The 12,783-nt window shown below is 65.1% G+C and carries 9 protein-coding genes; 4 read left to right on the top strand and 5 right to left on the bottom strand.

Annotation, left to right across the window (positions count from 1 at the left end; translation table 11 throughout):
- A partial coding sequence (locus FNJ47_RS16710) for a DMT family transporter (RefSeq protein WP_163154922.1) occupies positions 1-803 on the bottom strand: 803 nt, incomplete at its 3' end.
- 84 nt (positions 804-887) lie between these two features.
- A complete protein-coding gene (locus tag FNJ47_RS16705; protein ID WP_235999930.1) occupies positions 888-1,448 on the bottom strand; it encodes a TetR/AcrR family transcriptional regulator in 561 nt (186 codons plus the stop codon).
- 443 nt (positions 1,449-1,891) lie between these two features.
- On the opposite strand from FNJ47_RS16705, the gene FNJ47_RS16700 reads away from it, so the two are divergent.
- Positions 1,892-3,280 (top strand): cation diffusion facilitator family transporter, encoded by a 1,389-nt coding sequence (locus tag FNJ47_RS16700; RefSeq protein WP_163154920.1) that lies wholly within the window; start codon positions 1,892-1,894, stop codon positions 3,278-3,280.
- Positions 3,281-3,472: 192 nt separating this feature from the next.
- Positions 3,473-5,794 carry a sensor histidine kinase gene (locus FNJ47_RS16695; RefSeq protein WP_163154919.1) on the top strand — a complete coding sequence of 774 codons (2,322 nt, stop codon included), beginning with the start codon at positions 3,473-3,475 and terminating at the stop codon, positions 5,792-5,794.
- 9 nt (positions 5,795-5,803) lie between these two features.
- Here the strand turns inward: FNJ47_RS16695 and mdoH are convergent, their stop codons facing one another.
- From mdoH to FNJ47_RS16680, 3 genes are all read right to left on the bottom strand, one after another.
- Positions 5,804-7,921, bottom strand: a complete 2,118-nt coding sequence (gene mdoH, locus FNJ47_RS16690; RefSeq protein WP_163154917.1) for a glucans biosynthesis glucosyltransferase MdoH — start codon at positions 7,919-7,921, stop codon at positions 5,804-5,806.
- The gene (locus tag FNJ47_RS16685; RefSeq protein ID WP_430649388.1) at positions 7,909-9,390 is read right to left on the bottom strand and encodes a glucan biosynthesis protein G; all 1,482 of its coding nucleotides are present in this window, start codon (positions 9,388-9,390) and stop codon (positions 7,909-7,911) included. Before FNJ47_RS16685 ends, mdoH begins: the two co-directional genes overlap by 13 nt.
- A 190-nt stretch (positions 9,391-9,580) precedes the next feature.
- A complete protein-coding gene (locus tag FNJ47_RS16680) occupies positions 9,581-10,477 on the bottom strand; it encodes a LysR family transcriptional regulator (RefSeq protein WP_021082045.1) in 897 nt (298 codons plus the stop codon).
- Between the two features lie 256 nt (positions 10,478-10,733).
- Here FNJ47_RS16680 and FNJ47_RS16675 point away from each other — a divergent pair, with 256 nt between their 5' ends.
- Positions 10,734-11,210, top strand: a complete 477-nt coding sequence (locus FNJ47_RS16675; RefSeq protein ID WP_163154913.1) for a formate dehydrogenase subunit gamma — start codon at positions 10,734-10,736, stop codon at positions 11,208-11,210.
- The gene (locus FNJ47_RS16670; RefSeq protein WP_163154911.1) at positions 11,207-12,775 is read left to right on the top strand and encodes an NADH-ubiquinone oxidoreductase-F iron-sulfur binding region domain-containing protein; all 1,569 of its coding nucleotides are present in this window, start codon (positions 11,207-11,209) and stop codon (positions 12,773-12,775) included. Before FNJ47_RS16675 ends, FNJ47_RS16670 begins: the two co-directional genes overlap by 4 nt.
- Positions 12,776-12,783: the final 8 nt, after the last annotated feature.

The raw sequence follows: 12,783 nt of genomic DNA, 5'->3' as shown, positions 1-12,783 counted from the left end.
AGCAGCCCACCGACGACCAGCTTCGGCGTCACGCGGTCACCAAGAAACAACACGCTCGAGATCAAGGCGAACACAGGAATCAGCAAGCCGAAGGGGGCGATGCGGTCCATCGAGCAGCGCGCGATCAACCAGAACCAGAGGCCGAACCCGACAATCCCGCCGATGAAGATGGTGTAGGCGAGCGCCAGCCAGCCGCGTCCATCCGCCGTGACAAGGCTCGCCGCTTGTCCATACTCAAGCAGCAGCGACATCAGCATCACTTGCGGCACGGTGAGCAGTGACGACCACCCCATCAACATCAGCGGATCAAACGGGCCATAGCGTTTGGTCAGGACGTTGGACACCGCGAATGCGAAGGCGGCTCCGACCACAAGCAGCAGCGGCAAGGCGTTCGCCGACGGGCCAGGCTCCGCCGTCAGCACCACGCCGGCGAACGCAAGCACCACGCCTGCAGATGTGGCGAGCGACGGCCGCTCCGCGAGCAGCGGCCAGGCCAGCAGCACCGTGAAGGGCGGCGCGAGTTGATAGGCGATGGCCGACATGCTTCCCGAGCCGAGCCGGAGGCCGACATAAAACAACCCGAAGTTCAGCCCGCCGAGAAAGAGCGAGATGATCGCGATCGGGCCGAGTTGTTGGCGCGTCGGCGTTTTGACGAACGGGACAAGCAGCAGCGCCATCGCCAAAAAACGCAGCGCGAGGAAGAACAGCGGCGGGAATTCCGTCACGCCCACTTTAATGACCACGAACTGATAACCCCAGAGCAAGGGAACGGCCAACGCGCAGACGATCTGGATGGCAGACATGATATCCTTCCTTTCAAGACCGATCAGTCCATATATCGAGACGCCAGCCGTAGAACCGTCCAAACAAGGACGTCCTAACCTCACTTATCTGATGAAGCGGTCGAGTAGCGCGTCAGCGGTGGCTTGCGACGTGGTCTGTGTCGACGCAGTCTTGGCGACCACGCGCAGCCCTTCGACGAAACAGACCAGAATTCGAGCGGCGCTTGCAGGCTCGACGCCATCGGCCAATTTTCCCGCGGCCTCCGCCCGGGAGAATGCGTCTGCCATCCTGGCCTCCATGGCCCTGAAAAAGCCCGCGGCGCGACGGTTGACTTCAGCATCCTGGCCGGCCAGTTCCATCGCTGTCGCCACCAACAGGCATCCGCGCCGGCCATTGGCACCGCGCGTCCGCTCCACGTAGCCAGCGAGGTAAGCGCGCAGGCCGTCAACGGGCGCTCGGCGGGGATCGAGTTCGACGTCGATCCGGGCCAGGGCATCGGCAATGTAGCGATCGAGCGCGCGCAGGAACAGCGAATGCTTGTCGCCGAAAGCGGCATAAAGGCTGCCGCGCGAGAGCTTCGTCGCACGAAGCAGGTCCGGGAGCGCCGTGGCGTGATATCCGCGCGACCAGAACACATCCATCGCGCGCTCGACTGCGGCTTCCATGTCGAAGCTTCGGGGACGGCCACGGGGCGACTGCACGGGCATCTGGCGGCTCATTACCGATATATAGACCAATCGGTCCTGAAATTGCAAGTCCCCGTCGGGCGGGCGGCCCGTAGCCGGTGACGGGTCAAGCGAAGCGCGTGTTCTGGGCGGACCACCTCGCCTTCCGTTATTCCGCCACTCGTTACGCAGCTCAGTGGTTTCCGGGCTCAGTCCTGCGGGCTGTCCCGGAATGACGGGTGGATAGCTCGGGCGAAATGCGCCGCAGGAACGCGGATCGATGTTTGAATGCGACTGATGGACTTGCGCGGCACGTCTTGAGACTCGGAATAATTTGCAAGAACTACGCGGCTGCGACGCGCTCTTGCAAGTGAGTTGCGATTGCGCAAGGCGAACGACGACTGACACTTGATGTTCACAGATGGCCTGCTAAACCGCCGCCCATGAGCTCTTCCAGCACCAGCGCACCCAACACCAAGACATCCGTCGCCGCGATCTCGATCCTCGCCAGTGGCAGCATGGCCGTGGCGAAATTCGTCGTCGGCATCGCCATCGGGTCACTGGCGTTGATCTCCGAGGCGCTGCACTCGTCGATCGACCTGGTCGCCACCATCATCACCTGGGCGGTGGTGCGGGTGTCGGACCAGCCGGCCGACGCCGAGCATCATTACGGCCACGGCAAGTTCGAGAGCGTCTCGGCACTCGGCATCATCGCCCTGCTCTACGTGCTGGCCGGCGGCATCCTGGTGCAGGCCTACAGCCATTTGCGCGCGGGCGCGCCGCCGCCGTCGATCTCGGCCATCCCCTTCATCGTTCTCGTGATCGATATCGGCGTCAATCTGTGGCGCGCCCGCGCGCTGCATCGTGCGGCGCGCGACACCAAGAGCCAGGCGCTGGCCGCCGACGCGCTGCATTTCGCCTCCGACGTGATGGGTTCGGCCGCCGTGATCGTCGGCCTGGTGTTGGCCGGCCTCGGCTTCTGGTGGGGCGACGCCGCGGCGGCGATTGCGGTCGCCGTGATGATCGCGCTGCTCGGCCTGCGCATGGCGCGCGAGACGGTCGAGACCCTGCTCGACCGCGCGCCCGAGGGCGCGCTTGAGAAAGCCACCGCCGCCATCAAGGCGGTGCCGGGCGTGGTCGACGTCGATCGCCTGCGGGTCCGCATGGTCGGCGCAACGCATTTCATCGACGCCATCGCCGCCGTGCCGCGCACCTACCCGATCGACCGCGTCGAGGACATCAAGCGCCGGGCGCAGGAGGCGGTCACCAAAACCTTCGGCGACGCCGACCTCACCTTCACCGCGGTGCCGGTGGCGCGCGACAATGAGAGCGTGCGCGAACGCATCATGGTGATCGCGCGCAACTCCGGTCTCGCCATCCACCACGTCACCGTCCACGATATCGGCGGCAAGCTGATCGTCAGCATCGACCTCGAGGTCGACAGCGACATGGCGCTGGACGCCGCGCACGACATCGCCCACGAGCTCGAGCGCGCGATCCGCGAGGACTTTGGCGAGGATGTCGAGGTCGACACCCATATCGAGCCGCTCGAGCCGGAACTGCCGTGGGGAACCGACGCCGCGCCCGACCGCGTCGACGCCATCAAGACCGCGCTGACCGGATTTGCCGATGGCGGCGCGATCCATGACATCCACAATGTGCGGGTCCGCAACACCGACGCCGGCGAGATCGTCAACTTCCATTGCCGCGCCGCGCCCACGATGAGTGTGATCAAGGTGCACGAAGGCGTCGACGAGATCGAACGCAAGATGCGCCGCGCATTTCCGACCGTGAAACGTGTGATCAGTCACGCAGAGCCCGAGCGCGCGTAATTCTACGGAGCCGTTCCCCTTTCGGACTCACTTTGCGCAGCCCGATTCTATTTTTGACAAGAATTATTTCGCATTAACGAATCGTTGACTCTCGACAGTCCCGGAAATCTGGATTCAAATGATCATGATTCGGATGCATCGTGGGGAGCATCCGAACCGGGTAAAAATCAGCTTCGAGCGGGGGTCTAAGGCATGGCGCGCGCGCATGCAGCGAACGCGTGCGTCCAATCCGATTCGATCAAAGGATTGGCGCAGTCGATCGCAAAACCGGCCTATCACAGGCTCTTGACGGCCGAGCCTGCACTGCGCCGCGCTGTGCCGACCCTCATCATCGCCTTCCTCATCACGATCTGCCTCGGCGCCTTCGTCCAGGTGATCGACCAGAACCGTCAGAAGCGCGGCGCGATGAAGCGCGACCTTGCTGCGCTCTCCGACATCCTCGCCGAGCGTCTCGATCGCCTGACCTCGGTACGGCGCGACCGGCTCGCCAACATCGAGCGGATGCAGGAACTGCTGCCGGATCTCATTCCGTCCTGGGGCATCGCCTACGGCCGCCACGTCATCATCACCAGCGCCGATCATCGCGTGCTGGCGCGTGTGCCGGTCGACGGCGCCGGCGAGAACGACCGCGTCCTCGACATCGTCTCCACCGCGCAGCTCCTGATCACACCGGGCCAGCAGGGTGCGGTCAATGACATGACGCTGCCGGGCGGCACCGGCGCGCTGGCGATCTCGCAGCTCGTCAAGTCGCTGCCCGGCCAGGTCGTCGTGATCCAGGAGATGAACGAGCCGATCTGGGGATCGGACGCCGCGCTCTCGGTGACGCTGTCGGCGACCACGAGCTTCGTGGTGCTGATCCTCGGCTTCGCCTTCCATTGGCAATCGACCCGCGCCCGCGAAGGCGACCTGATCAACGACGCCGTGCGCGGCCGGATCGACACCGCGCTCAATCGCGGCCGTTGCGGATTGTGGGACTGGGACCTGTCGCGCGGCAGGATATTCTGGTCGCAGTCGATGTTCACCCTGCTCGGCCTCGATACCCGCAACGACCTCCTCACCTTCGGCGAGGTCAACGCGCTGGTGAATTCCGACGACATCAACCTGTTCGACATCGCCGACCAGCTGATCTCCGGCAAGATCGATCACATCGACCAGAGCTTCCGGATGCGGCATGTCGGCGGCCACTGGATCTGGCTGCGCGTCCGCTGCGAGCTCAGCCACGCCGCTGCCGACAGCGGCCTGCATCTGATCGGCATTGCGGTCGACATCACCGAGCAGAAGAGCCTCGCCGAGAAGTCGGTCGAAGCCGACCTCAGGCTGCGCGACGCGATCGAGACCATTCCGGAGGCCTTCGTGCTCTGGGATGCCGACGACCGCCTCGTGCTCTGCAACTCGCACTTCCAGCGGCTGCACAAGTTGCCTGACAGCGCCGTCAGCCCCGGCACCTCCTACGAGACCGTGATCGAGGTCGGCAGCATGCCTGAGGTGCGCACCCGCCTGCACGAAAGCGGCGCGCCGGCGCCCGGCGCCCGCACCTTCGAAGCCCAGCTCGACGACGGCAGCTGGCTGCATATCAGCGAGCGCCGCACCAAGGACGGCGGCTACGTCTCCGTCGGCACCGACATCACCCGCATCAAGGCGCACGAGCAGAAGCTGGTCGACAACGATCTGCGCCTGCGCGCCACCGTGATCGACCTGCAGAGCTCGCAATCCGAGCTGGAGCGGCAGGCCGTCGAACTCGCCGACCTCGCCGAGAAGTACTCGCAGGAAAAGACCCGCGCCGAGGACGCCAACGCCGCGAAGTCGAAATTCCTCGCCAATATGAGCCATGAGCTGCGCACGCCGCTCAACGCCATCATCGGCTTCTCCGAGATCATGGGCAGCGGTCTGTTCGGAACGCTCGGCTCGGACAAGTACGCGGAGTACTGCCACGACATCCTGACTTCAGGAAAATACCTGCTCGAGGTCATCAACGACATTCTCGACATGTCGAAGATCGAGGCCGGCCGCATGAAGTTCGACATGGAACCGCTCGACCTCTCGGGCATCCTCGCCGAGTCGCTGCGGGTGGTCTCCGGCCGCGCCGAGCACAAGGGCCTGTCGCTGGAATCGGATATCGAAAGCACGATCTCGGTCGTCGCCGACCGCCGCTCGGTCAAGCAGATCATCGTCAACCTGCTCTCCAACGCGGTGAAGTTCACGCCGGACAACGGCCGCGTGCTGGTGCGCGGCCAGATGCTGGACGACTCGATCGTGCTCCTGATCGCCGACAGCGGCATCGGCATCGCGCCGGAATCGCTGCGGCGGCTCGGCAAGCCGTTCGAGCAGGTCGAGAGCCAGCTCACCAAGAGCTACCAGGGCTCGGGCCTGGGCCTTGCGATCGCGCGCTCGCTCACCAACCTGCACGGCGGCTCGATGAAGCTGCGCTCCAAGCTCGGCGTCGGCACCGTGGTCCGCGTCACCCTGCCCCGCGATCCGCGGTCCCTGCAAACCAGACTGCCCGAAGCGGCCTGAGCCCCCACGCTACTTCGCGAGTATCCCCTCCAGCACCGCGGGATCGCCGAGCACGGCCAGCGTCTCGCGTGGCGTCAGATGCGCGAGCGCCTCATCAAAGCTGTCGCTCGCCTCGATCCGCGCACGCGCCACCGCGAGATGAAGGTCGATCTCGCCCGGACCGCCGCGCTGCGCCGGCGGCAGCGACGCGAGATGACGTTGCAGCAGGCCGGAATCCTGCCGGAGCATTGCGAGCGCGGGGGCCGAGGCGTGGGCGGGCTGCGACGCCAGCTCGTTGGCACGGACCAGCACGCGCGGCGGCCCGCTCTCCTCCGGCGTCACGAACAGCGCGCGCATCGCAGGCTTCGCCGTCCAGGCGCCGATCGGAATCGCAAACAACAGGCCAACGATCACCGGCGACATCCACAGCAGCAGCGGCAGCGACACCGCCCAGGCGCTGATCGCCATCGCGACACCGCAGGCGGTGGGGACACCGTACTTACGATAGAGCTCCTGCCGCTCGACTTCGCCGTCGTCGCGCCGCTGCGTCTGCCAACCGGCATCGCGGCCGAGCAGGATCTCGACCACGGCAATCGACTGGAACACCATCATCACCGGCGCGATCATCGCCGAGATCAGCACCTCGGCGATGACACCCGTCAGCGCCCGAAAGCCGCCGCCGAATTGCCGGCGCACCTCCCGCCGCGTCAGCAGCAGGATGAAGCCGAGCAGCTTCGGCACGATCAGCAGCGCCATCGTGAGACCGAACACCCACGCAGCGAGCACCGGATCCTGCGCCGGCCAGTTCGGGAACAGCGAAAACCCCTTCGGAAAATATTCGGGGCGAATGAAGCGCGCCTGCAACGAGATCAGGATCCCGAGCAGCAGGAAGGACAGCCACATTGGCGCGGTGATGTAGGATCCGATCCCGGTCATGAAATGCAGCCGCGAGATCCAGTGCAGGCGGCGCGTACGCAGCACGGCGAGATGCTGCAGATTGCCCTGGCACCAGCGCCGGTCGCGCGCGGCAAAATCCAGCAGCGACGGCGGCACTTCCTCAAAACTGCCGCCGAGCATCGGCGCCATGTAGATGCCCCAGCCGGCGCGCCGCATCAGCGCCGCCTCGACAAAGTCGTGGCTCAGGATATGGCCGCCGAACGGCTTGCGTCCGGAGAGCTCGGGCAGGCCGGCCTGCTGCGCAAAAGCCTCGATCCTGATGATGGCGTTGTGTCCCCAGTAATTGCCCTCGGAGCCGTGCCACCACGCAACGCCTGCGGCGACCATCGGCCCGTACAGCCGGCCGGCAAACTGCTGCAAGCGGCTGAACAGGCTGCGCGCATTGACGATGACAGGCAGCGTCTGCAGCAGTGCCGCCTGCGGATTGGTCTCCATGGCATGCACCATCCGCACCATGGTGTCGCCCGACATCAGGCTGTCGGCGTCGAGCACGATCATGAACTGGTAGGCGCCACCAAATCGCGTGATCCACTCGCCGAGATTGCCGGCCTTGCGTGCCGTGTTGTCGGCGCGATGCCGGTAGTAGAGCCTCCCGCCGCAGGCATCGCTGAGCGCGAGGAACGCCTGCTCCTCGGCGATCCAGATATCGGGATCGCGGGTGTCGCTGAGCACAAACCAGTCGAAGCGTTCGCTTTGCCCGGTCGCCTCGATGGATTCGTAGATGGCGCGCAGGCGCGCCATCAGTTGATGCGGGTTCTCATTATAGGTCGGAAGCAGCACCGCGGTCCGGCTCGTGAGCTGCGGCAGCGGACCATCCTCGCGGATCGGCAACGCGTTGCCCTTGCGCCGAAGCAGCACGAAGAAACCGGCCAGCCCCGAGGCGAAGGAGAATGCGATCCAGGCAAGCAACGCCGCGAACAGCACCAGCACCATCCATTCCATGATCGTCACGCCGCCGACCTGGACCACCATGTACATCTCGTAGGCGCCCGCGCCAGTCAGCGCCGCCGTCAGCACCAGGATGAAGGCGCGGCGCATCAACATGCCGGCGCCGACCGATACCGGCTTGCTCACCGCGCGAGGCGGCTGGCCGAGATCGGCGGCCGCCATCGCAAGCGGGCTCTCTCGTGGCAGGAAACCGTCGGCCACCGCGGCGACGTCCGGATGTGGCGACGTGACTATGGCGCCCATCGATAGACCCAGATCTCCGAGAGCGGCTTGTCGTCTTGCGCGAGATGCGCGCGCAGCTCGATCGGCTCCCTCTTCACCGCGCACTGGAAGCTGAGCCGCCACCCACCGGTGTTCGGGTTCGGCTGCGTGACGATGTTCGTGATCTCGGCCTTCTCGGCCGACACGACGCCCTTGATGGCGCCGGGATCGATCCCCTTCAGATTGTCGCCGAACAGGTCGAGCACGAACAGCTTGCTGCCCTCGCCGCGGGCGCCGATGCCGCTGCGCGTGAAGCGCGCGAGCGAATGCGGCTTCGGCGCGTCAGGTCCCCAATGCAGCCGATAGGTGAGATTGGTCTCGCTCTTGGCCTTGAGCGGCGCCTTCGGCCGCCAGAACGCGGCGATGTTGTCGTGGATCTCCTCCTTGGTCGGAATCTCGAACAGGATCACCGCGCCCTCGCCCCAGTCGCCGATCGGCTCGACCCACAGGCTCGGGCGCTTCTCGAAGCTCGATTCGATGTCCTGATAGGCGAAGAAATTCTTCTCCCGCTGCATCAGCCCGAAGCCGTGCGGATTGATGTCCTGGAACGTGCTGATCTGAAGATCCCGCGGATTGCTCAGGGGACGCCACAGGCTCTCGCCCTTGCCGTTGTAGATCGCAAGGCCGTCGGAATCGTGCACCGACGGCCTGAAGTCATCGACCTCGTTGCGATCATTGGGCCCGAAGAAGAACATGCTCGTCATCGGCGCGAGGCCGGCATGCTCGAGATCGGCGCGCGGATAGAGCGATGCCTCGACATCGAACACCGTGGTCTTGCCCGGCCTGATCGTGAAGCGATAGCTTGCGGCGCAGCTCCTGCTGTCGAGCAAGGCATGAACGACGAGTGAGGTCGCGTTGGGCACTGGACGTTCAAGCCAGAACGCCTTGAAGAACGGAAACTCCTCGCCCTTGGCTTCGCCGGTATCGATCGATAGGCCGCGCGCCGACAGGCCATAAGTCTCATCCTTGGCGACGGCGCGGAAATAGCTCGCGCCGAGGAAGACGCAGACCTCGTCGTAATAGTCCGGTTTGTTGATCGGCGCGTGGATCCGAAATCCCGCAAAGCCGAGATCCGCCTCAGTGAACGGAGGGACGGTCTCGCCGAACGAGAACATGTCCTTGCTGTAGCCGACCTCGCTGACCTTGCCGTCGGCGACCTCAAAAATCCTGACCTTGTTCTTGTAGAAGAAGCCGCGATGGAAGAACTGAGCCTCGAACGGCAGTTTCGCGCCACGCCACAACGCGCGCTCCGGCGCGAAGCGGATCGAACGGTACTGATCGTAGTTCAGATCGGTCAGGCCATTGGGCAACTTCTCGTCCGGCGCCTCGAACGACTTGCTGGCGAGATTGCGGGCAAGCTCCCTCACCACCGACGGGTTGAAGGGTGCATCATACGTGTTCCCCGCGGCGGCGACCTCCCGCTGCGGCAAGAGCATCAGTGCCGGCAACATGGCCGATCCGTGGAGTAACTGGCGACGATTCAAATCGGCTCCTGCTTGCTGACCGGGACGCCGCAATGAAACCGCTCAGCCGTCGCTGAGTTCCATGATTGTGAGAAGCGCAGGACAATTGCTTCGCCGCGCGCCGAGGCGCGGCGATCGTCTGTAGTGGAACCGTAGTGGAAGCGCTCGATTGCCGCGCTTACGCGCTCTCGAGCTTGGGCGCGACCTCACGCGCGACCTGCACCAGGGCCGCGATCAAGGGCGTCATCGGATCACGCTGCGGGATCACGAGGCCAATGCTGTAGTCCACCACCGGATCGACGATCGGAATGCTGCGCACGGCATCGGCGAGGCCCAGCGTCTCGGCGAGCTTGGCCGGCATCACGCTGGCCCAACGTCCGGTCTTCACATGGGTGTAGAGCACCAGCAATGAATTCGACGTCAGCGTCGGCGTCGCTTCCGCGCCGACCGAGGTCAGCGCCCGATCGATGATGCGGCGGTTCTGCATGTCGGGCGTGAGCAGGCAGAGCGGCACGGTGCCGACTTCCTTCCACGTCACCTGCTTGCGGTCGCCGAACATCGCATCCGGCGCCGTCAGCAGACGATAGCTCTCATTGTAAAGCGGGATGGTGCGGACCTTGCCGATCGGCTCGTTCTCGATGTAGGTCAGTCCGGCATCGACCTCGAGATTTTCAAGCAGGCCAAGCACGTCGGCCGACGTACAGGACTGGATGCGGAAGCGCACATCGGGATGGCGCGCGCGGAACGGCGTGGTGAGCGAGGCCACCATGCCGAGCGCAGTCGGGATCGCCGCGATCCGGATCTCGCCCGACAGCTTGTCCTTGAGGCTGTTGATCTCCTGCTTCATCGCCCGTGCATCGCCGACGATGCGCCGCGCCCAGTCCAGCGTCCGTTCGCCCTCCGGCGTGAAGCCCTGGAAGCGCGATCCGCGCTGCACCAGCATGACGCCGAGGATTTCCTCGAGCTGCTTGAGGCTGGTCGACATGGTCGGCTGGGTGACGCCGCAGGCCTCCGCAGCCCGGCCGAAATGCCGTTCCTTGGCCAGCGCCAGCAGAAGTTCCAGCTTGTCGATCAAGGTTCAAACCCCCTCGGAAAACGGTGCCCCAAATGGCAGCCCGGCGTGTCCATAGGTAGCACGATCAGGGTGCGATCCCGAAATCCAAAGCGGCCCGGAAGTGCGTGATTCCAGAACATTATTGCGATCCCGGATCGATCGATTTGGCAACGCTATTAATCGCGTTTCGCAATCGCCGCATGAGACAGCTTTATTGATGTTTCGAACGATTCCAACTCTGATGTGCGGAGCAAAAAACTGATCGTGAGAAGCGCTGATGACGGTGGGATACGAACCTTGGGACAAGGCGCGCGGTGCCGAGATCATCGCCGAGCATGCCGGGCTCGAAGGCGCGACGCTGGTGATCCTGCACGCGCTGCAGGAAGCCTTCGGCTACGTACCGGAGCCTGCGATCCCGATGGTCGCCGAGGCGCTCAATCTGTCCCGCGCCGAGGTGCACGGCGTGTTCACCTTCTATCATGATTTCCGCAAGCAACCGGCCGGACGCCACGTCCTCAAGCTCTGCCGCGCCGAGGCCTGCCAGGCGGCCGGCGGCGATGCGCTTGCGGCGCGCGCGGAGGCCAAGCTCGGCGTGTCCCTGGGCAATACCACGGCGGACGAGCGCGTGACGCTGGAGCCGATCTACTGCCTCGGGCTCTGCGCCACCGCGCCCTCCGCGATGCTGGATGGCCGCGTGATCGGCCGGCTCGATGAAGCGCGGATCGACGCGCTGGTCGCGGAGGCACAGCGATGACGATGCGGATCTTCATTCCCCGCGATGCCGCGGCGGTCGCCGTCGGCGCCGACGACGTCGCCCTCGCCTTCGCGCAGGCCGCATCCGCGCGCGGCGCAGCGATCGAGATCGTCAGGACCGGGTCGCGCGGGCTGTGCTGGCTGGAGCCGATGGTCGAGCTTTCGACCGCGCAGGGCCGCATCGCGTTCGGCCCGGTGACCACGTCTGACGTCCCTGCCCTGCTCGATGCGATGGCCGGCAATGGCCAGCACGCGCTGCGGCTTGGTGTCACGGACGAGATTCCCTGGCTGAAGCGCCAGACCCGGCTGACCTTCATTCGCTGCGGCGTGGTCGATCCGCGCTCGGTCGACGACTACCGCGCCCATGGCGGCTACAAGGGCCTCGAGCGGGCGCTGACGCTGACCTCCGACCAGATCCTTGCCGATGTCACGACGTCGGGCCTGCGCGGCCGCGGCGGCGCCGGCTTCCCGACGGGCATCAAGTGGAAGACCGTGGCGCAGGCGATTGCCGACCGCAAATACATCGTCTGCAACGCCGACGAAGGCGACAGCGGCACCTTCGCCGACCGCATGATCATGGAAGGCGACCCCTTCGTCGTAATCGAAGGCATGACGATCGCGGGTATCACGGTCGGCGCCACCAAGGGCTACATCTACATCCGCTCGGAATATCCGCATGCGGTCGAGGCGATGAACGCGGCGATCACAGCCGCCCGCCGCGTCGGCCTGCTCGGCAAGGGTATCGGCGGCACCAAACATGAGTTCGATCTCGAAGTCCGTGTCGGCGCTGGTGCCTATGTCTGCGGTGAAGAGACCTCGCTGCTGGAGAGCCTCGAGGGCCGCCGCGGCATCGTCCGCGCAAAGCCGCCGCTGCCGGCTCACAAGGGCCTGTTCGGCCGTCCGAGCGTGATCAACAACGTGCTATCGTTCGCGGCGATCCCCTTCATCCTCGACAACGGCGCCAAGGCTTATGCCGATTTCGGCATGGGCCGCTCGCGCGGCACGATGCCGATCCAGCTCGCCGGTAATATCAAATACGGCGGGCTGTTCGAGACCGCATTCGGCGTCACGCTCGGCGAGCTCGTCGACGAGATCGGCGGCGGCACCTTCACCGGACGCGAGGTGCGCGCGGTGCAGGTCGGCGGCCCGCTCGGGGCCTACTTCCCCCGCGCGCTGTTCGACACGCCGTTCGACTACGAGGCGTTCGCCGCGCGCGACGGCCTGATCGGCCATGGCGGCATCGTGGTGTTCGACGACACCGTCGACATGGTCAAGCAGGCGCGCTTCGCGATGGAGTTCTGCGCAATCGAATCCTGCGGCAAGTGCACGCCGTGCCGGATCGGCTCGACCCGCGGCGTCGAGACCATCAACAAGATCATCAACGGCGAACGCGTGGCTGAAAACCTCGCCGTGATCGAAGACCTCTGCAACACGATGAAATTCGGCTCGCTGTGCGCGCTCGGCGGCTTCACGCCCTACCCCGTGATGAGCGCACTGAAACACTTCCGGGAAGATTTCGGCGGAGATCTAGGTCCCGCACCGGCCACACTGCAGGCTGCGGAATAGCAAGGAAA

This window comes from Bradyrhizobium uaiense (genome assembly GCF_010811875.1).
Lineage (GTDB): Bacteria > Pseudomonadota > Alphaproteobacteria > Rhizobiales > Xanthobacteraceae > Bradyrhizobium > Bradyrhizobium uaiense.
Note: the sequence above shows the minus strand (reverse complement) of the source record. Positions and strands in the feature narration are given on the sequence as shown.

Coding starts and splice junctions, on each gene's coding strand:
- FNJ47_RS16705 (WP_235999930.1), bottom strand. CDS start 1,448: ATGGAAGCCGCAGTCGAGCGCGCGATGGATGTGTTCTGGTCGCGCGGA.
- FNJ47_RS16700 (WP_163154920.1), top strand. CDS start 1,892: ATGAGCTCTTCCAGCACCAGCGCACCCAACACCAAGACATCCGTCGCC.
- FNJ47_RS16695 (WP_163154919.1), top strand. CDS start 3,473: ATGGCGCGCGCGCATGCAGCGAACGCGTGCGTCCAATCCGATTCGATC.
- mdoH (WP_163154917.1), bottom strand. CDS start 7,921: ATGGGCGCCATAGTCACGTCGCCACATCCGGACGTCGCCGCGGTGGCC.
- FNJ47_RS16685 (WP_430649388.1), bottom strand. CDS start 9,390: ATGTTGCCGGCACTGATGCTCTTGCCGCAGCGGGAGGTCGCCGCCGCG.
- FNJ47_RS16675 (WP_163154913.1), top strand. CDS start 10,734: ATGACGGTGGGATACGAACCTTGGGACAAGGCGCGCGGTGCCGAGATC.
- FNJ47_RS16670 (WP_163154911.1), top strand. CDS start 11,207: ATGACGATGCGGATCTTCATTCCCCGCGATGCCGCGGCGGTCGCCGTC.